This is a genomic window from Rhodococcus sp. OK302, from assembly GCF_002245895.1.
Lineage (GTDB): Bacteria > Actinomycetota > Actinomycetes > Mycobacteriales > Mycobacteriaceae > Rhodococcus_F.
In genome coordinates this window covers 4,597,915-4,618,663 of record NZ_NPJZ01000001.1, presented here as the reverse complement: position 1 = coordinate 4,618,663, position 20,749 = coordinate 4,597,915, and the positions used below count along the sequence as shown (strand labels likewise).

Annotated in this window: 21 protein-coding genes; 16 read left to right on the top strand and 5 right to left on the bottom strand. The window is 59.5% G+C overall.

Translation table 11 applies throughout. From position 1 onward, the window contains the following. Positions 1 to 37 precede the first annotated feature (37 nt). The 8 genes from BDB13_RS21125 to BDB13_RS21090 all read left to right on the top strand — a co-directional run bounded on the left by BDB13_RS21125 (position 38) and on the right by BDB13_RS21090 (position 8,647). Positions 38 to 1,144 carry an aromatic/alkene monooxygenase hydroxylase subunit beta gene (locus BDB13_RS21125; RefSeq protein ID WP_094273557.1) on the top strand — a complete coding sequence of 369 codons (1,107 nt, stop codon included), beginning with the start codon at positions 38 to 40 and terminating at the stop codon, positions 1,142 to 1,144. A 2-nt stretch (positions 1,145 to 1,146) separates the two neighbouring features. Further along, positions 1,147 to 1,482: a propane 2-monooxygenase effector subunit MimD gene (mimD, locus tag BDB13_RS21120; RefSeq protein ID WP_176459736.1), complete on the top strand. Its 336-nt coding sequence runs from the start codon at positions 1,147 to 1,149 to the stop codon at positions 1,480 to 1,482. A 73-nt stretch (positions 1,483 to 1,555) separates the two neighbouring features. Next, positions 1,556 to 2,602, top strand: a complete 1,047-nt coding sequence (locus BDB13_RS21115; protein ID WP_094273555.1) for an amidohydrolase family protein — start codon at positions 1,556 to 1,558, stop codon at positions 2,600 to 2,602. Next, entirely contained in the window at positions 2,599 to 3,351 is a 753-nt protein-coding gene (locus tag BDB13_RS21110; RefSeq protein WP_094273554.1) for an iron-sulfur cluster assembly protein, read from the top strand. The genes BDB13_RS21115 and BDB13_RS21110 overlap by 4 nt, the downstream gene beginning before the upstream one ends. Continuing rightward, positions 3,348 to 4,373, top strand: a complete 1,026-nt coding sequence (locus BDB13_RS21105; RefSeq protein ID WP_094273553.1) for an NAD(P)-dependent alcohol dehydrogenase — start codon at positions 3,348 to 3,350, stop codon at positions 4,371 to 4,373. Before BDB13_RS21110 ends, BDB13_RS21105 begins: the two co-directional genes overlap by 4 nt. A 42-nt stretch (positions 4,374 to 4,415) precedes the next feature. Further along, the gene (gene groL / locus BDB13_RS21100) at positions 4,416 to 6,065 is read left to right on the top strand and encodes a chaperonin GroEL (protein WP_094273552.1); all 1,650 of its coding nucleotides are present in this window, start codon (positions 4,416 to 4,418) and stop codon (positions 6,063 to 6,065) included. A 186-nt stretch (positions 6,066 to 6,251) separates the two neighbouring features. Continuing rightward, positions 6,252 to 6,575: a putative quinol monooxygenase gene (locus BDB13_RS21095; RefSeq protein WP_094273551.1), complete on the top strand. Its 324-nt coding sequence runs from the start codon at positions 6,252 to 6,254 to the stop codon at positions 6,573 to 6,575. A 215-nt stretch (positions 6,576 to 6,790) separates the two neighbouring features. Next, a complete protein-coding gene (locus BDB13_RS21090; RefSeq protein ID WP_094273550.1) occupies positions 6,791 to 8,647 on the top strand; it encodes a helix-turn-helix domain-containing protein in 1,857 nt (618 codons plus the stop codon). A gap of 140 nt (positions 8,648 to 8,787) precedes the next feature. Here the strand turns inward: BDB13_RS21090 and BDB13_RS21085 are convergent, their stop codons facing one another. Further along, positions 8,788 to 9,837 carry an alcohol dehydrogenase catalytic domain-containing protein gene (locus BDB13_RS21085; protein WP_094273549.1) on the bottom strand — a complete coding sequence of 350 codons (1,050 nt, stop codon included), beginning with the start codon at positions 9,835 to 9,837 and terminating at the stop codon, positions 8,788 to 8,790. Positions 9,838 to 10,067: 230 nt separating this feature from the next. On the opposite strand from BDB13_RS21085, the gene BDB13_RS21080 reads away from it, so the two are divergent. The 6 genes from BDB13_RS21080 to hisF all read left to right on the top strand — a co-directional run bounded on the left by BDB13_RS21080 (position 10,068) and on the right by hisF (position 13,676). After that, entirely contained in the window at positions 10,068 to 10,364 is a 297-nt protein-coding gene (locus BDB13_RS21080; protein ID WP_094273548.1) for a DUF2470 domain-containing protein, read from the top strand. Positions 10,365 to 10,425: 61 nt separating this feature from the next. Beyond that, entirely contained in the window at positions 10,426 to 11,061 is a 636-nt protein-coding gene (gene hisH, locus BDB13_RS21075) for an imidazole glycerol phosphate synthase subunit HisH (protein WP_094273547.1), read from the top strand. Beyond that, positions 11,058 to 11,309, top strand: a complete 252-nt coding sequence (locus tag BDB13_RS21070; protein WP_094273546.1) for a hypothetical protein — start codon at positions 11,058 to 11,060, stop codon at positions 11,307 to 11,309. The genes hisH and BDB13_RS21070 overlap by 4 nt, the downstream gene beginning before the upstream one ends. Positions 11,310 to 11,328: 19 nt before the next feature. After that, a complete protein-coding gene (gene priA / locus BDB13_RS21065; protein ID WP_094273545.1) occupies positions 11,329 to 12,063 on the top strand; it encodes a bifunctional 1-(5-phosphoribosyl)-5-((5-phosphoribosylamino)methylideneamino)imidazole-4-carboxamide isomerase/phosphoribosylanthranilate isomerase PriA in 735 nt (244 codons plus the stop codon). A 9-nt stretch (positions 12,064 to 12,072) separates the two neighbouring features. Beyond that, complete coding sequence (locus BDB13_RS21060) at positions 12,073 to 12,906, top strand: inositol monophosphatase family protein (RefSeq protein WP_094273544.1); 834 nt, start codon at positions 12,073 to 12,075, stop codon at positions 12,904 to 12,906. Then, a complete protein-coding gene (gene hisF, locus BDB13_RS21055; protein ID WP_094273543.1) occupies positions 12,903 to 13,676 on the top strand; it encodes an imidazole glycerol phosphate synthase subunit HisF in 774 nt (257 codons plus the stop codon). Before BDB13_RS21060 ends, hisF begins: the two co-directional genes overlap by 4 nt. On the opposite strand, the gene BDB13_RS21050 is transcribed toward hisF, so the two are convergent. After that, positions 13,677 to 14,351, bottom strand: a complete 675-nt coding sequence (locus tag BDB13_RS21050; RefSeq protein WP_176459639.1) for a TetR/AcrR family transcriptional regulator — start codon at positions 14,349 to 14,351, stop codon at positions 13,677 to 13,679. A gap of 35 nt (positions 14,352 to 14,386) precedes the next feature. Here BDB13_RS21050 and BDB13_RS21045 point away from each other — a divergent pair, with 35 nt between their 5' ends. Next, positions 14,387 to 15,868: a flavin-containing monooxygenase gene (locus tag BDB13_RS21045; protein ID WP_094273542.1), complete on the top strand. Its 1,482-nt coding sequence runs from the start codon at positions 14,387 to 14,389 to the stop codon at positions 15,866 to 15,868. A 24-nt stretch (positions 15,869 to 15,892) separates the two neighbouring features. Here BDB13_RS21045 and BDB13_RS21040 read toward each other — a convergent pair whose 3' ends face one another. The 3 genes from BDB13_RS21040 to BDB13_RS21030 are packed head-to-tail and all read right to left on the bottom strand — an operon-like array spanning position 15,893 to position 19,477. Then, the gene (locus BDB13_RS21040; protein WP_094273541.1) at positions 15,893 to 16,432 is read right to left on the bottom strand and encodes a universal stress protein; all 540 of its coding nucleotides are present in this window, start codon (positions 16,430 to 16,432) and stop codon (positions 15,893 to 15,895) included. Positions 16,433 to 16,489: 57 nt separating this feature from the next. Then, on the bottom strand, positions 16,490 to 18,736 hold the full coding sequence (locus BDB13_RS21035; protein ID WP_369597473.1) for a PAS domain S-box protein: 2,247 nt from the start codon (positions 18,734 to 18,736) through the stop codon (positions 16,490 to 16,492). A 27-nt stretch (positions 18,737 to 18,763) separates the two neighbouring features. Beyond that, positions 18,764 to 19,477, bottom strand: a complete 714-nt coding sequence (locus BDB13_RS21030; protein WP_094273540.1) for a response regulator — start codon at positions 19,475 to 19,477, stop codon at positions 18,764 to 18,766. A 544-nt stretch (positions 19,478 to 20,021) separates the two neighbouring features. On the opposite strand from BDB13_RS21030, the gene BDB13_RS21025 reads away from it, so the two are divergent. Beyond that, positions 20,022 to 20,675 (top strand): DUF6875 domain-containing protein, encoded by a 654-nt coding sequence (locus BDB13_RS21025; RefSeq protein ID WP_141210672.1) that lies wholly within the window; start codon positions 20,022 to 20,024, stop codon positions 20,673 to 20,675. Positions 20,676 to 20,749 lie beyond the last annotated feature (74 nt).

Below are 20,749 nucleotides of genomic sequence, written 5' to 3'. Positions count from 1 at the left end.
ACCATTCGTCCTCCCCTCTACCGACAGGAACCGAACGATGACCGCAACCATAGGGCCGAAGGAACGTAGCTTTCCCGCAATCGAATTCACCGACTCCGAGGCAGGCGCACTCGAGTTTCCCAGTTCGAAGAGCAGAACCTACAGCTACTACACGCCGGCAAAACGGCGGGCAACTATGTACGAGGACGTCACCGTCGACGTCCAGCCCGACCCCGATCGACACCTCTCGCAAGGCTGGATCTACGGATTCCGAGATGGACCCGGTGGATACCCGAAAGAATGGACCAAAGCGCAGTCCTCCAACTGGCACGTATTCCTCGATCCGAACGAGGAGTGGGACCAGACCATCTTCCGTAACAATTCCAAGGTTGTCCATCAGGTTGAACTATGCCTGTCGAACGCCAAACGTGCCCGTGTCTACGACAGCTGGAATTCGCCGTGGCTCAAGTTCATCGAACGCAATCTCGGTGCGTGGATGCATGCCGAGAACGGACTGGCGTTGCACGTGTTCACCGCAATCCAGCGTTCGGGACCGACCAACATGATCAACACTGCTGTTGCGGTCAATGCCGCCCACAAAATGCGTTTTGCGCAGGACCTCGCACTGTTCAACCTCGACTTGTCCGAGGCCACCGAAACATTCGACGGCGGCGCGCACCGGGCGGTGTGGCAGGAGGCGCCGGAGTGGCAGCCCACCCGTGAAGTCGTGGAGAGACTGACCGCAGTTCCGGACTGGTGTGAATTGCTCTTCGCCACCAACATAGTGTTCGAGCAGCTCATCGGATCACTGTTCCGCAGCGAACTCGTGATGCAGATCGCGGCCCGCAACGGTGATTACATCACTCCGACGATTGTCGGTACCGGCGAGCATGACTACGACCGGGATTTGTCCTACACCCGCAATCTCTTCCAATTGCTCACCAGGGACCCGGAACACGGGGAGTCGAACAAGGCATTGTTCGGTACCTGGATGGAGGTCTGGGTACCTCGGTGCCTCGCGGCGGCCCGTGCGCTGCAACCGATCTGGTCTCAGCCTGCCGACAAAGCTGTCACCTTTGCCGACAGTTTGGACGCGGCTACCGAGAAATTCCGTTCCTTGCTCGAGTCTCTCGGGCTGGACATCCCGAAGGAGCTGGACAAGTGACTATGCAATTCGGATCGGACACAGAATTCTCGAACAAGTGTGGGGTCACGCTGATGAACACCCCGACAGGCCGCGTTGTCGCGGAAGTGATGGGTGCGAAGGAAGGGGTGGAACTGACTGAGTACCCGTCGATGATTCGTGTTGATGGCGTGAACCGACTGAATTTCGACTATGAGGAGCTCACCGACGCGCTCGGTTCGGATTTCGACGGTTCCATCTTCGAGGAGATCAGCTCCACTCACTACGGGCGCATGGTCCACCTCGACGACCAGACCATCCTGTTCGCCAGCCCGGAGGACGCAGCCGAATACATCGGCTTCGATCTCAAGGCGAACTGACTGCCTTCGGCCGGGGCCTCGCGAGGCCCCGGTCGTCAACCACCTGTAAGCACACGACCAAGTGAGGGAAGCGATGTATCAGAAGGACGGAAACAAGTACTTCATCGTCGACGGGCACGTGCACCTTTGGGACGGCCGAGCGTCGAACCACAAGAACGTCCACGGCAAGCAGTTCATTGACTGCTTCTACGACTATCACAAAAATCTCAGCCCCGAAGAGGTCGTGTGGGACTACGAAACGTACACCCACTACGGGGAAGACCGCCTCATGCGTGATCTGTTCGTGGACGGATACGTCGATCATGCGATCTTCCAGGCGACCTTGCTCAGTGACTTTTACGTCAACGGTTTCGGGCAGACCGAAGAAGCGTTCGCGCTCACCCAAAAGCACCCGGACAAGCTGACCTACAACCACGCCTATGATCCCCGATACGGCGAGGCCGGCCTCGAGCAGCTTCGCCGGGACGCCGATCGTATGAACTTGCAGGGCGTCAAGCTCTACACCGCTGAGTGGCATGGTGATTCACGTGGCTACAAGCTCGACGATCACTGGTCGCGACGGTACCTGGAAGAATGCATCAAGCTGGGTATCAAGAACATTCACGTCCACAAGGGACCCACGATCCGTCCTCTTGATCGTGACGCGTTCGATGTGGCAGACATCGACAAGGTTGCCACCGACTACCTGGATCTACGGTTCGTTGTCGAGCATGTCGGCCTTCCACGCCTGGAAGATTTCTGCTGGATCGCGACACAGGAGTCCAACGTATTCGGTGGTCTGGCAGTGGCACTGCCCTTCATTCACACCCGACCAAGGTATTTTGCCCAGATCATCGGTGAACTCCTGTACTGGATCGGCGAGGACAAGATTCTGTTTTCAAGCGACTACGCGATCTGGACCCCGCAGTGGCTGATCGAAAAGTTTGTCGACTTCCAGATCCCCGAGGACATGCAGGGTGAGTACGCCCCGATCACGATCGATCAGAAGAAGAAGATTCTCGGTCTGAACGCGGCGGCGCTGTACGACATCGACGTTCCGGCGGAACTGCGGTTGGCCGAGCCCGCCGGGCAGTTGGGCGTCGATGTGGCAGTAGGGGCGAAGGAGGCTGTGTCGTCATGACTGCGATCGACATTCGCGTTGTTGACGTTCGTCTCCAGGAAGATGTGCTCGAAGCGCTTGCCACGGTGACAGATCCGGAACTCGATGAACCGATAACCGAGCTGGGTTTTGTGCGGTCGGTGATGTTGGACGATGACGGCGTGACCGTCCACCTGAGGCTTCCGACTGCCTTCTGTTCCCCGAACTTCGCCTATCTCATGGCTTCCGACGCCCAGGATGCCTTGCGTACGGTCGAAAATGTCGGGCGCGTACGGGTACTGCTCGACGATCACCACGACAGCGACAAGATCAACACCGGGTTGGCAGCCGACGCGGGATATGTGGGGACTTTCGGATCTGAGGCGCAGGAGAGTCTGGTCGAATTGCGCAACATCTTCCTCCGTAAGGCACACACTGCCGCGATGGAGCGATGTGTCGCCGCGCATGTGAAGCGAACAACGATGGATATCAACGATATTCATCGATTGACACTGCGAGACCTTCCGGAGAGCAAAGAAAAGTCGGCACTGCTGCGTCGACGCATCAGCATCGGGCTGAGCATGTGCCCCAACAGTCGGGTTCTCGTCGACGACGCAGGTCTGGCGATCCCCCCGGAGGCGGTCCCGCTTCGTCTGCGCTTTGCCCGGTCCGTCCGCATCTCGATGGAGGGTAATGCGCATTTCTGCCGCGGACTGCTCGCGACCAGGTACGCGGACGGCGAATCCGTCGACGCCGCACCACGAGTGACCGACCTGAGGAGCGTGCGATGAAAGCCGTGCAAGTTGTGGGGTACCACACCAAGCTCCAGCTCACCGAGATTCCCGAACCCGAAATCGAGGGTCCACTCGATGTCATCGTGAGAATCGGTGGTGCGGGCGTGTGCCGCACCGACATTCACATTCTCGAAGGTCAGTGGGAAGAAAAAAGTGGAGTAGCACTGCCCTACACAATCGGTCACGAGAATGCCGGTTGGGTGCATGCTGTTGGTGATTCTGTTACCAACGTCGTGGTGGGTGACAAGGTGATCCTGCATCCTCTCATCACCTGCGGCCAGTGTCGCGCTTGCCGTTTCGGCGACGACGTGCACTGTGAGAACAGTCAGTTCCCGGGAATCGACACCAACGGTGGCTACGCGGAGTACCTTCGCACTACGGCCCGAAGTGTCGTCCGGATCGACGATTCGCTCGAGCCTGCCGACGTTGCTGCACTTGCAGACGCGGGTCTCACTGCGTACCACGCGGTTGCGAAGGCAGCCAAGACCACGAGGCCTGGTGACGTTTGTGTGGTGATCGGTGCCGGCGGGCTGGGTCATATCGGAATTCAAGTGCTCAAAGCGATTTCGGGTGTGACCGTGGTGGTACTCGACCGCAATCCCGACGCGGTGGACTTGGCCGTTCGGATCGGGGCCGACAGAGGCATCGTCGCCGACGGCACCCACGTGCAACAGATATTGGATCTCACCGGTGGGCACGGAGCGGAAGCCGTGGTCGATTTTGTCGGTGAGGGTGGTTCGACTGCCGAAGGCATAGCGATGCTTCGCCGCGCTGGAAACTACTACGTTGTCGGCTACGGCGAGAACATCGACGTTCCCACCATCGACGTGATTTCCGCGGAGATCAACTTCATCGGAAACCTGGTCGGTTCGTACAACGATCTGCAGGAGCTTATGACTCTTGCGGCCCAAGGCAAGGTGACCCTTCACACGACCAAGTACCCGCTCGAAGAATTCCAGACCGCACTCGATGACCTCGATTCGGGCCGTGTGCGCGGGCGAGCCATTCTCGTTCCCTGATCGCGTTCCCAACATCCGCATCGTACGAAAGGAAACCCAGTCATGGCCAAGGAGATTCGGTATAATACGGAGGCCCGCCGGCGTCTCGAACACGGTGTGAACGCCCTTGCCGACGCCGTCAAAGTGACGCTCGGCCCGAAGGGGCGAAACGCAGTACTCGAGAAGCTCACCGGGCCCCCGACGATTACGAATGACGGGGTCACCATCGCCCGTGAGATACAGCTGAGTGATCCCTTTGCCAATATGGGTGCGCAGTTGGTCAAGGAGGTGGCCATGAAGACCAACGGCGCCGTCGGTGACGGCACGACGACTGCGACCGTGTTGGCCCAGGCGATGGTGCGCGAGGGCATGCGGGTCGTCGAGGTCGGAGCGAACCCGATGCGGGTACGCCGCGGCATCGAACGGGCTGTACCGGTTGTTGTCGAAGCGTTACGCGCACAGACCGTCCAGGTCTCCGGCCAACGCGACCTCGAACGGATTGCGAGCCTGGCCGCCAGTGACGACGAAGCGATCGGGCAGGCGATCGCCCAGGCCGTCGACTTTGTCGGCACGGAGGGAGTCGTCACGACAGAGGAAAGCGACGTTCTCGGGATGGGGGTCGAGATCGTCGACGGTATCGAGTTCGACCACGGCTATATCTCCGGCTATATGGTCACCGATTTCGAGCGGATGGAAGCGGTTCACCAAAATCCTCTGATTCTGTTGACCAACAAGAAGATCAACCAGGTGCAGGACATCATGCCGAGCATCGAGGCGGCCAAGCGTGCCGATCGTCCGCTGGTAGTCCTCGCGGAGGACGTGGATGGTCCCGCTCTGCAGCTGCTGGTCGGTGGCAACATGCACCAGACGATGCAGTCGGTTGTCGTCCGGGCACCCGGCTTCGGCCACCGCCGGGTTGCGGAGCTGCAAGATCTTGCAATTGCGCTGGGCGGTCACGTTATTGCAAAGGACACCGGTATCGAGCTGTCCGAGGTTGCGCTCGAACATCTTGGTTCGTGTGACCGGATCACGGTGACGGAGAATACGACGACGATTGTTGGCGGACACGGTGATCAGAGTTTGGTCAGCGTCCGAATCGCCCAGTTGGGCGCGCAGTTGGATCGGGCGAAGATCGATGCCGACGAGGACAGCCTCAAGCTGCGTATCGCCCGACTCACGGGGCGGGTAGCCGTCATTCGAGTCGGCGGCGCCACCAGCGTCGAGCTCAAGGAGCGGATGCTGCGAGTAGACGACGCCCTGGCGGCTACCCGCGCAGCCCTCGAAGAAGGTGTTCTGTCGGGCGGTGGCACTGCCCTCGCCCAGGCGCACCGTGCGCTTGCCGAACTGGACCTGTCCGGCGACGAGGGGATCGGATGCGAAGTCGTCCGTCGTGCTTTGGCCGAGCCGCTGCGGTGGATTGCAATCAATGCCGGTTTCGACGGCGACGAAGTGGTCGAGACCGTTGCGGCATTGCCGCTGGGACATGGATTCAACGCACTGACCGGAGAATACGGAGACCTCTTCGAGGACGGCGTGATCGATCCGTTCAAGGTCACCCGCGCAGCGCTCGAGAGTGCCGCATCTATTGCGGCGCTGCTCATCACAACCGAAACAGCCATTGTGGAGGAAGTCTTCGGTAATCCCGGCGCCATCAATGCCCCAGGGTTCGGTGATTTGGCGGAGGGCATGATCCGTCCGTCGAATATCTACTGATTCTGGCTTGCAAGGCGCGCGGTCGGTTCGCTGTGAATTAGTGGCCGGCCGCGCGCGTGTGGCCCTCGTCCGAAACCAGCGTTGTGCTGACGCAGGAAGGCTGCCGTCACCCGGTGGCGCAGGTAGTGCCGACGTCGGACAATTGGTTGACGAATTACCTAGCAGGAAAAGGAGATTGGGGTAACGATGATTTTTATTGTGGTGAAGTTCAATGTACTCGAAGAGTATCAGGACGATTGGCTGTCAATCACTAAGAAATTCACCGAAAGCACAAGGGCCGAGGCAGGAAACCTCTGGTTCGACTGGTTCCGAAGTGCAGACAACCCTGCAGAATATGTATTGGTAGAGGCATTCCGGGATTCTCAAGCCGGCGCCGAACATGTGAGTGCTGATCACTTCAAACGAGGGATGGAATCCATGCGTCCGGCGCTCAGTGAAACACCTCGGATCATCAATGCCGAGATTCCCGGAATCGACTGGTCGCGGATGGGTGAACTCGAAATCACTTAGCGTCCGTGGCCGCCAAACTTCAACGAACGGCAGACGGTGAGACGGATGACCTCTAATATTGCGATAAGTCGCGCTGCTGCCCGGTTGAGAAGCGAAACGAACCTGGGGCATTGGTGAAATCGATCACCGACTCGACGGTGAAAGGTGGCGGCGTTGAAAGCATTATCGATCCGAATTGGTCGAAAGTATCGATGTGACATGTGGATCGGTGAGAAGTGACGTCTATTTCCCCTGAGGTTTACGTCGCACGACTGTCGATGGAGAAAGGTGACACAGTTGCTGCTCCTTCGGAGCATGTTCGTGCCGATATTCTCTCGTCCTGGAGTCGATGCAAGAATCACAATAGAGATTCCAAGCTGCGAGATGTCCATGATTTCCAGGAGCGGCCGGGTAGGGCGCAACTGATCGATGCTGCTCAGGCCGTTCTCTCGAGCTTCTTCGAATCGGATCCGGATTGCCGGAGCTCAGTCGTCGTAGTCGACTGCAACAGTCGGCTGCGTCTACGTCGTGACGGCGACGAATCGCTGGAATACGTACTGAACGCTGCTGGAATGACTTTGGGGTCCGATGCGCACGAGTTGCGACTCGGAACCAACGCCGGACATCTTTCCCTGCTCATGGAATGCGCAGTCGCTGTCGTTGGAGCTGAACACTGGAAGGTTGAGCTGTCCACTATCGCGGAGGCGGCCTCACCGATCAGAGGTATCGACGGATCGGTGTCCGGGGCAATCGTGGTGATCAATCACGTGTCGGAGCACTCGCCTATGGCGGTATCAGTATCGAAGTTTTTGGCACAGCAGGTCCAGTCGCTGATCGTCGATGCCGACCGACGTCGAATAGGTGCACTTGCTGAGTTTTTCGCATCCAAGACACATGCCGAGGATCGCATCGTTCTTGCCACCGACGGAACCCACTTGTTCACCAACATGTCGACCCGGCACAGCGAAGTGTTCGGCGGTGAGCTCGACGTGTTGATCTCCCATGCACGTACTGCGTTGATGAACGGCCATTTCGAGTCGTGTCGAATCGAGCTTCCCGGGGGAGAACACGCAATTGCAGATGTCGAACCGGTGTTCTTCCTTGGCGATGTGACTGGGTGTGTTCTGACCCTGACGAGAGAATCCATCGAGGATGTACTGGTTGGTGGGGGGTCAATTAGAGGTCAAGGTGCGCACATTGGCAGAGCAGGTCCGCGCGACTATACAACGTCGCTCGCGAACATTGACCGTCACAGACAGGCACAAGATAGGAACCAGGTACTTCTGAATCCGTATGTGAGGGCGCGCGAGGTAGTCGCCGCGAACATCGCCGAGCAGCGGAATCACCTACTTGCCGGCGAACCTGGTACGGGCAAAAGCACGTTGGCGGCAGAGATCTTCTCCGCGCAAGGTTCATCCACCGGAATTGAGACGATCAACTGCGCGCGATTCGATTGCTCCGCCGTCCTGGATCGGTGGTCGAAGTGCACACGGGACCAGGCGCCCCGCCGACTACTGATATTGCGATCGATGAACAGTTTGGACGTCAATGAATCGCGCGCGCTCGACGGTGCGCTGACCGCTCTCGCCGGTACCGCCGATCCGCCGCTGGTCATCGGCTGCGTCGATACACCTGCCATCGACCCAAGTCGCCCGTACGCGCTCCTTGCCTCACACTTTCACGAGGTAGTCCGGATTCCTGCGCTGCGATATCGCGTCGACGATATCGGTGACATCGCCCGCTCGATCCTTCGCGACATCTCGATCCGTCACTCGTTCAGGCTCGGCATGCAAGTCGTCCGGGTGCTCGAAGGGTATTCCTGGCCGGGAAACATCAGTGAACTCAAAGATGTCCTCAAACATGTGGTCGCGAATAAGCCCTTCGGTGAGATTCAGCCTCTGGACCTGCCCCGGCTGCATTTTCGCGACGCGACCCGCAAACTGTCGCCCCTCGACGCCGCGCAGTGCGAGACGATTATCCAGGCGCTATACGAAGTCAAGGGAAACCGATACGAGGCCGCTGCACTCCTCGGAATCGGAAGATCATCTCTGTACCGGAAAATTGACGCATTCGGAATCAGCTACATCGGTTAGTGAATAGTTGACACACGCACCAGATTGGTGCTCCCAATTCTACGACCGATTCAACAGTTGCTAGTCGAATGATCCCGAGTGGAAGCACCAATCCTATTTGGCGACAAGAGATTATGGAAAACTACTCTGAACGCTGTCGGCTACGCACCAGGTGAGAGCGTTACTTTGAGGGCTTTGTTGTCGGCGGCGTGAGCGAAAGTATCGTACGCTCGGTCGAACTCGTCGAACGTGAACGAATGTGTACCCATCAGTTCTGATCGGATGCGTCCTGTTCCGACCATCTTCAGCAGGGTCGGGATAGACACGGTATCAACCAAACCCATTGTCAGGGTCACGTTCTGGATCCACATATCCTGCATCGGAAGCTCCACCGGAGTGCCATGAACTCCGACGTTGGCGATAGTCCCGCCTGGTCGTACCAGCGACGCTGCTGTGAGAAGTGTTTCCGGATATCCCACCGCTTCGATCGCGACATCGACACCTAGCCCGTCAGTAAGTGCGAGAACGTCGGCGACCGTCGATGGCCCGACCTCGACGATGTCCGTCGCGCCGAACTCGAGAGCTTTCTCGAGACGGAACTTGTTGGAATCGATGGCGATAGTTCGAGCCGCACCCCACAGTCCGGTCGTGAGAATCGAGGACAACCCCACTGCTCCGGCGCCGACCACTGCCACGGTACTGCCCGGCCGAACCTTCCCCGCAAGCACTCCTACCTCATAGCCGGTAGGTAACGAATCAGCCAGGAAGATTGCCTGCTCATTGGAAATGTCGTCTGGAACCGCGTACAGCGACGTATCGGCGTAAGGCACACGAACGAACTCGGCTTGAGTTCCGTCGATCAGATGTCCGAGAATCCACCCCACACCGCCAACCGTCTGGCAGTGCGAAGGCATGCCCGCTTGGCAATACGCGCATCGCCCGCACTTGGTCACGGCAGGAACCAGAACGCGATCCCCGACAGAGAACACCTTCACGGAATCTCCAACCTGGACAACGGTTCCCACCGCCTCGTGGCCCAAAATGCGTCCTTCGGTGACAGCGGCGACATCACCCGCGAGAATATGCAAATCTGTTCCACAGATGGTGGTGGTATCGACTCTGACTACAACGTCGGTCGAATCTTCGATGACGGCGTCGGGTACGTCCTCCCACGCCTTCTTGCCCGGACCATGGTAAACGAGTGCTTTCATTGGTAATCCTCACCTCGTCGATGACAACCTGCGCCTTTCGCGCGGGTACTTTCGAGGCTATTTCCCCACGATTACCGAATTCGTGTGTTCGCATATTCGAGACAACCAAGGTCGACCGATATGGAATACGGTGCCCGAAATTCTCGAATCCGAGAGTTGGAACAAAGATTCCTCCGTCCGCGTTGATCTGTGATTCTTCGGCGACGTTCGGTGTTCTAGGATTTCGAGTCATGACAACTTTTGACGACGCAGTCGTCGCCGGTGTGACCGGCCATATGAACGGTGATCACGGGACTGACAATTTGTTGATCGTTCAGGCTTTTGCAGAACCGACCGCGACCGCGGCGCGGATGGTGGGCCTCGATTCGGTTGCGGGTGACTGGGTTGCAGACGTCGACGGGGTCGAAAAGGCCGTCAAGATTGCATGGCCTGAGCCCGCATTGGACCGACCGAGCATCCGGACGCAGGTCGTCGCCTTGTGCATGCAGGCCTACGACAAGCTTGGTATCGAGAAGTCCGAGCACTGATCACAACGAGGGCTCGAGCACTGGTCACAGTCGCGTCAAGCCTGCCCGATAGAGTTGCGGCATGAGCGCTTCCACGATTGCTGTTCTCGATTACGGCTCCGGCAACCTGCATTCGGCCACTCGCGCATTGGCGCGCACCGGCGCACAGGTCGAGGTGACCAGCGATCCCAAGGTGGCATTGGCCGCTGACGGTTTGGTCGTTCCCGGTGTCGGTGCGTTCGCGGCATGTATGGAAGGGCTGCTCGCAGTCCAGGGTGACCGGATCATCGGTCAGCGGCTCGCCGGCGGACGGCCGGTTCTGGGAATCTGCGTCGGTATGCAGATCCTCTTCGAGCGCGGCGTCGAGTTCGGTGTCGAAGCCGAAGGCTGCGGTGAATGGCCGGGAACCGTTGAGCGTCTTCAAGCCGAGGTGCTGCCGCACATGGGCTGGAATACCGTCGAGGCACCCGAGTCCAGCACGTTGTTCAAGGGTATCGACGCCGACACTCGCTTCTACTTCGTGCACTCCTACGCCGTGCAGAACTGGGAACTTCCCCCGTCCGAGCACATCGCAGCCCCGAAACTCACGTGGGCAGATCACGGCGGAAAGTTCTTGGCCGCTGTCGAGAACGGTGCGCTGTCCGCGACGCAATTCCACCCCGAGAAGTCCGGCGACGCGGGTGCCGAATTGCTGAGCAACTGGGTGCAGAGTTTGTGACCGGAAACCCCGGCAAGAACAGCGGAGACGATTTTTCGATTGCTCGCCTTGCGTTGTTCTCTCTCGGCGCTGCCGTGGCTGCTCTGGCGGTCACGACAGTGCTCATCGTCCTGGTGAGGCCGTCGCCCGGGGTGGGGCTCGCGATCGGCCTTCTCGGGGTCGTTGCGGCTATCGCGGCGATGGGCGTCGTATCCAAGCGGATGACCCGAAAAGCGTTCGGTGACCCGAAGGACGGTTCGAACTCCTGACCGACTAGGGTTACCGCACGTGAGCCTGGTCCTTTTGCCTGCTGTGGATGTTGTCAACGGTGAAGCTGTTCGCCTCGTGCAAGGAGAGGCGGGAAGTGAGACCGGTTACGGGTCGCCCCGCGACGCGGCCCTTGCGTGGCAGAACGACGGTGCCGAATGGGTGCACCTGGTCGATCTCGACGCTGCCTTCGGCCGCGGATCCAACAGTGAACTGCTGGCCGGCGTGATCGGTGACCTGACGGTCAAGGTCGAACTGTCCGGTGGAATCCGTGACGACGCCTCCCTCGAAGCGGCACTCGCTACCGGCTGTGCCCGAGTTAACCTCGGTACCGCCGCAATCGAAGATCCCGAGTGGTGCGCACGCGCCCTCGCCAAGTACGGCGACAAGATCGCTGTCGGCCTCGACGTTCGTCTGATCGACGGTCAGTACCGCACCCGCGGTCGCGGCTGGGTTACCGACGGCGGCGACCTCTGGGAAACTCTCGCTCGTCTGGACCGTGACGGCTGCACGCGCTACGTCGTCACCGACGTCTCTAAGGACGGCACCCTCACCGGCCCCAATCTCGAACTCCTGAGCCAGGTCTGCGCCGTCACGGATGCACACGTCGTCGCATCCGGTGGAGTGTCCACCATCGACGACTTGCTCGCGATCTCCAGTCTGGTTGACCAGGGCGTCGAAGGTGCGATTGTCGGTAAGGCTCTGTACGCAGGCCGCTTCACTCTTCCCGAAGCGCTTGCCGCAGTTTCCGGTTAGATTCGCCAGATGACTCCACCGCGTGACCTCGACGAACTACTCGCGATTGCCGGTGGACTGCTCGACGGCATCCACGAACAGTTTGTCGCCGGGGTGGGCTCGCCCAGCGCAGTCCGTAAGGGCTGGAGCGATTTTGCTACCGAAGTTGATCTTGCCCTCGAAAAGCGATTGACGTCGGAGCTGTTCGAGCGCACCGGTATCGAGGTACACGGCGAAGAATTCGGCGGTCCCGATGTCAACACCGGGCTCGTCTGGGTTCTCGATCCCGTCGACGGTACGTTCAACTACTCGGCCGGACTCCCTTCTGCCGGAACATTGTTGGCGCTACTCGACGACGGTGTTCCGGTCCTGGGTTTGACGTGGTTGCCGCTGATCGGTCATACGTACGCGGCACGGTCCGGCGGTCGGTTGCTGGTGAACGGAACCCCGGTGGCGCCGTTGGAATCGACCAACCTGGCGTCGTCGATCGTCGGGTTGGGCGCGCTCAACGTGAACAGTCGTGGCCGTATCCCCGGCAGCTATCGACTCGACGTACTGGCAGAAATCAGCAAAGTATCCTCGCGGATCCGCATCCACGGTTCGACGGGTGTGGATCTGGCGTTCACCGCCGCCGGCATCTTGGGCGGAGCAATCGTCTACGGACACAATGCGTGGGACAACGCGGCGGGGGTCGCTCTTGTTCGCGCCGCCGGTGGTGTGGTCACCGACCTTGCCGGTAAGCCCTGGACCGTAGAATCGGGTTCGGTGCTTGCCGCCGCACCCGGTGTGCACGGTGAGATTCTCGATATCCTTAATTCGCTCGGTGATCCGCGCGATTCGTCCTCAGGAGGACCAACGTCATGACCCTCGCAGTTCGTGTGATCCCGTGCCTCGACGTCGACGCGGGGCGAGTGGTCAAGGGTGTCAACTTCGAGAATCTTCGAGACGCCGGCGATCCTGTCGAACTCGCGGCTGCCTACGACGCACAGGGTGCCGACGAACTGACGTTTCTCGACGTCACTGCGTCCACCTCGGATCGTGGCACGATGCTCGACGTCGTAAGCCGCACTGCCGAGCAGGTTTTCATCCCGCTGACGGTGGGCGGCGGAGTTCGCACCGTCGCCGATGTCGATCGTTTGCTGCGTGCCGGAGCCGACAAGGTCAGCGTCAACACTGCTGCCCTCGCCCGCCCGGAACTGCTCAAGGAACTGAGTGAGCGTTTCGGTTCACAGTGCATCGTCCTCTCGGTCGACGCGCGGACAGTGCCGCAGGGTCAGCCCGACACCCCCTCCGGATGGGAGGTCACCACACACGGCGGCAAGCGTGGCACCGGCATCGACGCCATCGAATGGGCCGAACGCGGCGCAGAGTTGGGCGTTGGCGAGATCCTCCTCAACTCGATGGACGCAGACGGCACCAAGGCCGGTTTCGATCTGCTCATGATCCGCGCCGTGCGCGCCGCTGTGCACGTACCGGTGATCGCCAGCGGCGGCGCCGGCAAGGTTGAGCACTTTGCTCCGGCCGTCGAAGCCGGCGCCGACGCAGTACTGGCTGCCAGCGTTTTCCACTTCGGCGATCTGACCATTCCGCAGGTCAAGAATGCAATGCGCGCCGAGGGGATTGTGGTCCGCTAGCTATTCGGATTGTTCGGCGCGGATACCGTCGAACATCAGCCGGGTGATTGCCTGGTTGAGTGCGGTGCAGTCGACGGGTTTTTCCGCCCGTAAGCCTTGAATTGCGCTGGCCAGCATCATGCCGTTGATCGCTTGCGCGGTATTCGCGATGTCGAGGTCGGCGCGGAGATATCCGCAATTGACCCCGTGGTGGAGATAGCCGGCCGTTAGTGCCGCGGATTGGTCCAGTAGATCAAGCATCCGGCTGGTGAGGTCGGCGTCGACACCCGTCGTCTCGAATAGCAGCACTCGGGGAATGCGTGGGTCGTCGAAGAAGATGCGGGGGAGTGCTTCGGCGATGCGCGCTACTTGAGCGCGGTAGTCGTCCAGAGTATTGGCTGCGTCCGGTGCGTTCTCGGTGGCAAGTGCGCCGATGATTTTGGCGATCAGATCGTCGATGACGTGATCGATGATGTCGCGTTTGTTCTCGAAGTATCGATAGAACGTGCCGTGGCCGATTCCGAGAGTTGTTGCTATGTCGGCAATTCCGGTGGCGTGGTAGCCCTGCTGGGCGAAGCACTCGAATGATGCATCGATGATCTCGCGGCGCAGCTCCGCCTTTTTTCGTTCCGCTCGGGTTATGGCCTTCGTCACGTCTGGAATGATACCGTTTTCCGTAACGGAATGATGTGTCATTTTCTGATGTGCGGTTCACGAGAGGGAAATCTCTAATGGCAGTGCAGTACGACGCAGTAGTGGTCGGCGCGGGCTTCGGCGGAATGGGCGCTGCAATTCAACTCAAGCGGTTGGGCTTGAACAACGTGGCGATCCTCGAACGTGAAGACGATCTGGGCGGAACCTGGCACGTCAACCGCTACCCCGGTCTGGCTGTCGACATCGCATCGGTCACCTACTCGTACTCGTTCGAACCTAACCCCAACTGGTCGAGGCTCTTTGCCCCCGGAGCTGAGCTGAAGAAATACGCCGACCATGTTGCCGACAAGTACGACCTACGTCGACACATGACCTTCGGTGCGGTGGTCAACGGTGCACGGTGGGACGAGGACGAGTCCCACTGGGTTGTCTCCGTCGAAGGCCGCCCGGACGTTACTGCGAAGTATCTACTGACCGCAACAGGTTTTCTGTCGCAACCGCATCGTCCCGACATCTCCGGGATCGACGATTTTGCCGGAAAGATCATTCACACCACGGCCTGGGACGATACGTACGACATGACGGGAACCAGAACGGCTGTCATCGGAACCGGCGCGACTGCAGTGCAACTCATTCCCGAACTTGCGCGGGCGGCAACAGAATTGACCGTCTATCAGCGCACCCCGATCTGGGTTGTTCCCAAGTTCGACGTGCCCATTCCGCCGGCGGTGCAGAAACTGTTCTCGCGGATTCCGTTCACACAGCGGATTGCCCGCGCCGTGAGCTCCGGGATTCTGGAAGTGATCATGGTCAGTGCCGTCTTGCACTACAAGCAGGTCAAACTCGTCAACAAGGCAGCGGCAGCCTTCTCGCGTGCATTTCTCCGATCGCAAGTCGGTGACGCCGCATTGCGTTGGCAACTGACCCCGGATTACGACTTCGGCTGTAAGCGACCAACCTTCTCCAACAACTACTTCCGCACTTTCACCAAAGACAATGTGCATCTCGAGACGACGTCGATCGATCACATTGCGTCCGACGGAATCGTTACGGCGGATGGCCGGAAGACGGAAATCGATACCTTGGTGCTGGCAACCGGGTTCAATCTGTGGGACGTCAACTTCCCGGCAATCGAGGTGATCGGGCGCGAAGGGCGCAACCTCGGAAAGTGGTGGCGTGACAATCGGTTCCAGGCATACGAGGGCGTATCCGTCCCGTATTTCCCGAACTTCCTCACCCTGGCGAGTCCCTATTCCTACAGCGGTTTGTCGTACTTCACGACCATCGAATCGCAAATGCAGCACATGGAGCGACTCTTCGGAGAAGTGAAACGACGTCGGGCCGACACGTTTGAAGTCACCGAGGAAGCTAACGCTCAGTTTCTCGATCGAATGACCGAAAATCTGGCCGACTCCGTCTTTTACGGCGGTAGTTGCCAGACCGCGCGCAGTTACTACTTCAATCAGCACGGTGAGGCTGCGATTCTGCGACCAACCTCCACCCGCAATGCGTTTGTCGAGGCGAAACGTTTTCCCCTCGAGGACTATTCGATTTCCTGACATTGCAAATCTGCGTCGCGGAGGTTACGACGCAGACTTGCGCATCCACCGTGTCGATTTCACGCCGACGGGTACCACCACAACCGGATACTTGTGCTGTCGTGTCAAGCGTGATGAGACAGACCTGTGCGTTAATTGGCTGATCGCGGAAATGGGACCTCGTCGAGGAGATCCGACCACGATAGTGAATGCGTCGTGTTTGTCTGCCATCGCCAGTATGGCGCTGGTGGGGTCGCCATGCTTGCAGTCGTAGGTCCACGGGCCGGGATGCGAGTCCAGTGCCGAACTCGTGTGCTCACGTTGCCTCGTCATCTCGGTGCGTAAGCGGTTCTCGAAGCGAGGTGAATCCGTTTCGACGGGCATGTCCTCGGGACTGATGCAGTGAACGACATGGAGAGATGCGCCTTCCGCGACCGCGAGTGTCAGCGCGAATTCCAATGCATCGTCGCTGGAAGATCCCGGTCCGATGCCCAGAACGATATGGCGAGTCGGACGATGGTCCGGGGCCGGACTTTCGAGATGGAACGTGTGCTCGGGGTGCGGATCTTCGTGATGGTTCTTCATGTCAGATGCCCTTCGAAGCAACTCAACTTAGATCTTACTGCGACTATCTCGAGAAAATCAGTGACGGTCGATCGGGATTTCCACGATCAATTCTGTCCCGGTTCCGGTATGACTGACAATCTCCATCCGGCCGCCGAGAGCTTCGACGCGGTCACCCAAACCGGTGAGTCCGGATCCGTTGCCGGAATCGGCTCCGCCGACGCCGTCATCGCGAACCGAGAGCTCGAGAGTTGCCTCATCGGTTCTGGCTCGTACAAAAACTGCGGACGCGTGAGCGTGTTTGGCTGCATTCGTCAGTGCTTCTGCCACAACGTAATACGCGGCTACCTCAGCAGGCTCGGGCACGTTCGGTTCCAGATTCAGATCAAGTTCGACGGGGACGGTCGAACGCCGTGCCAGTGCACGCAGTGCCGAGCCCAGTCCACCTTTCGACAGGATCGCCGGATGAATTCCGCGGGAGATTTCTCGGAGATCCGCTGACACGTCGCCCAGACCCACCACGATGTCGGAAATCTGTTCTTTGAGTGCTGCGGGTTCGGCCGGTGCTGCCGCTTCAGCCGATCGGAGTGCGAGTCCCAGAGATACGAGGCGCTGTTGTGCGCCGTCGTGCAGATCTCGTTCGAGACGGCGTCGAGCATCGTCGGTGGCCGCGACGATTCGGGCGCGAGACGCGGTGAGCTGCGCGTGAGTTTGAGCATTCGCGATAGCGGTTGCCACGAGGTCCGTGAAGTCTGCAATTCGTGACTCTGTGTCCGGTGGCAGTGGTTCGGAGCGTGTCGAACCGACAAAAGCTGCGCCCCACAAGTGGCCTTCGACGACGATCGGGACTCCCACCACGGACCGTAGGCCCAGGTCTCGAATGAGTGCCGCAGTGGAACCGGCCGCATTGTCGTAGCTGTCCATGCGGGCGGCGCGACCCGACTGAAACACCTTCGACGCGACGTTCTCGCCCGACAGTGACAGGCGTGTGCCAACAGTCGTCCATTTCAGGCCGGGCTCCGTTCGATTCGCAACCAAAGTGGCCTCGCCGTCCGACCCGAAGTGGCACAGCGCGGTGCTGTGCCCGCCGAGGATCCGGGACAGTTCCGTGGCCACCGATGCAAACACCTCCGACTGATCGGCGCCTCGCGCAATCAACGTCGCAACCCGTCGTAATGCGGCTTGTTGCTCTGCAAGCACGCGGAGTGCTTCATGGCTTGCCTTGATAGTTCGTTGAGCCGCACGGCGTTCGGTCACGTCGCGGCCGGCTCCGTAGAGTTCGCTCCGATCCGACACCGTGTTCCACTCGATCCAACGTTCGGAGCCGTCGCTGCAGATGAACCGGATCTCGAATTGAGCGACGGGTTGCCCACGGGCCAGCTGGTCGAGAGCGTCGCGAGTTCGATTCAGATCTGCCGGATGGACGAATTCCGAGAACGGTCGCGCCATCAATTCCGAGGCCGGATATCCGAGTGCTTTCTCGAATGCCGGATTGATGCGCCGGTAGGAACCGTCCAGTCCGGCGATGCAGAGTAGGTCGGACGAGAGGTCGAAGAACCGCTCCAAATCTTTGCGGCTCGCCTCGAGTGCCCGGTTGATGGCCTCACGATCACGGGTCGCCTCCACCAGAGCTTCCACAGAGGGCACCACCCTGTCTCGAAGCCGCTGCAACGTCTGTGCCGGCAGGGATGCGGGAACGAGTAGCGTGACGCCGTCGGACACCGGGATCGCGCAGCGGAACTGATCGGACGGAATTGTGTCGAGTTCGAGCGTCGCGAAAGGCAACCCGAGTACCTGCGCCAGCCGCTCGGCGGCTGCGTCCATCACAGATCTCGGGTCGCCGGAACGCAGCATGAGGTGGGCAAGCTCAGCTCCGAGGTCGGCTTCTTGGCGGCGTTGATCTGCCTCGACGGCACGTGATCGGGCGAGTGAGGCAAGGGTGTTGGTCAACAATGCGACGGCCAGGAAGACACCGACGGCTATCCAGTTCTGGGCGCCGGTGGGAGCCAGGTTCGGGGGCCAATTGCGGAAGTAGTCGAAGGCCAGGGCGCTGGCCACCGACGTCACCACCGCCAACCCGAACCCCCACACGATGGAGACTACTAAGACGCCGACCAGGTAGACCACACCGAAAGCTTCGGCAGGAGCGAGTTGTCGGAGCACAATAACCAACAGCGACTCCACGAGGATGAAAGTCGCCGCAACAGCGATTCCGACAATGAGTCGAGGAGCCGTCGGACGCATCAGCGACGACAGCCATCGCGTGCGAAACGCGACGCCGGGTTCCGGCGTCGTCCGACTTCGAATTGCTGATCGATTCCACATCATCGCGTAGTGCTCACACCGATCCGGTCAGCGTGCCTCGAGGAAGGTGATCACAGCCAGGACCCGGCGGTGGTTCTCACTTGTCTCGGTAATCCCCAGCTTGGTGAGAATGCTTCGGACGTGCTTCTCGACGGTTCCTTCGGCGACGCACAGGGAATGGGCGATGCCGACGTTCGATCGACCCTCCGCCATCAACGCCAGGACTTCCCGTTCGCGCGCACTGAGCGCGGCGAGCGGATCGTTGCGTCGGCGGTACGACACCAATTCCTGAACAAGCGCCGGGTCCAGGACAGTCGCGCCCTTGGCGATCCGCGCCATGGTGTCGAGAAAGTCTGCGATGTCGGTGACGCGACTCTTGAGCAAGTATCCGATGCCCTGGCCGCTGGCGAGGAGTTCCATCGCATCCTCGACATCGGCATGCGCAGACAAGACGAGGATGCCGGTTTCGGGATGTTCGCCGCGGATGACTCTGGCCGCGTCGAGTCCCTCGGTGGTCTGCGTCGGAGGCATCCGAATGTCGACCACCACGAGGTCCGGTGACGTGTCGCGGACGACGGAGAGAAGCTGGGCCGCATCGCCGGCCTGTCCGACTACGTCGATTCCTGATCGAGTCAACAGGCTGGCCATTCCCTCGCGGAGCAGGACGTCGTCCTCGGCCAAGACAACACGGAGTGACAACCTGACGGGGTCACCAGGTTCGGTGCGCCGGCTGTGATTGCCACTGCTGATCTGGGAAGTCATGGCGAACTTGTCAGCTGTGCATCGTTGTCTGCTGCGAATCGAATTCGGCCATGCGCGACTCCGAGATACCAGGTTTACGACTGATCCCAGGTAGCCGGCTGAGCAGTTGCCCAAACGTCACCGGGTCCACGTACTTCGAGCATACCGAGCGCACGGTGGTACATACCTGGTACAAACGCCGCCGGAACGCGATGGACGACGATCGCAGGACGATTCGAGCGGGTCTGGTCTGCAGGGGGTGGGCGTTGAAGGCGACTGCACTGTGCAAGGTGAGGTTGACCGGTACGCCAGATGGGTGTCAGCGGTGACGACATCCGTACGCCTGTCGACGACTCTGGGAATGGAGATGCAATTCCAGGAGGCAACATGGTCGCATTCCAACTTTTCTTGACTGGCGTTCACGGCCGGCACCTGAAACCCGTTTTCCCATCACATTCCATCAGGACCCTCACCCACTTCCGCGGCCTCTCACTTCCACGGCGTTGACCGGTACTTCCGCTGCGGAGGGTGAGGCTCAGCCTCGTTGGTGACAAGGATGGCGACAATGACACTGAAACGGACTACCGAACGAATAATCGGTACACGATCTCACGTCGAGTTCATCAACGTATTCGACAAAGAATCAGTCGAATCGAAGAGCGACACGATTCGAATGTTCAAGAAGTGGGCACTCGAATTCTTGACTGAACCGCACCCGGATTTAGGACGCGCTGGTCCCGTGTGTCCATTTACTGGTCCGTCTGTGGATCGACAACTTTTTTGGGCCGGCGTTCTTGACGACGCCAATATCGATTTCGACACAATGGCAGCTATAGCGGAAGATATGGCGGATATATACCAAGAGTTGCCTCCAGGCGAGGGGAAGGATGCGATATTTCGGGCGATAGTGGCGATCTTCCCGAATATCTCGAACTTCAATGTTATCGAAACAGTTCAACTTCAGCGAAAGTCGAAATTTGTCAAAAATGGCCTGATGCTGGGCCAATTCTATCCGGGATGCCTTCAACCCGGCCTGTGGAATGACGATTTCAGGCCGCTTGATTCTCCCTTGCCGATGCTGGCAGTGAGACAAATGGTCAGCACTGACTACCCATTTTTGGCAACTCGATCCGAATGGATGTCTGCGTATTTGAAGAAATTTGCGCCGACCATGCCGTCGCCTGCGCGTGCATATATCGTCGCGAAGATTACTTCGTAGCGGAATTCTGAAGAGCTCCCCGAAGAACTCGTGCGCATGATGAATCAAGCAATCTATGTGACGGCGGTGAATAG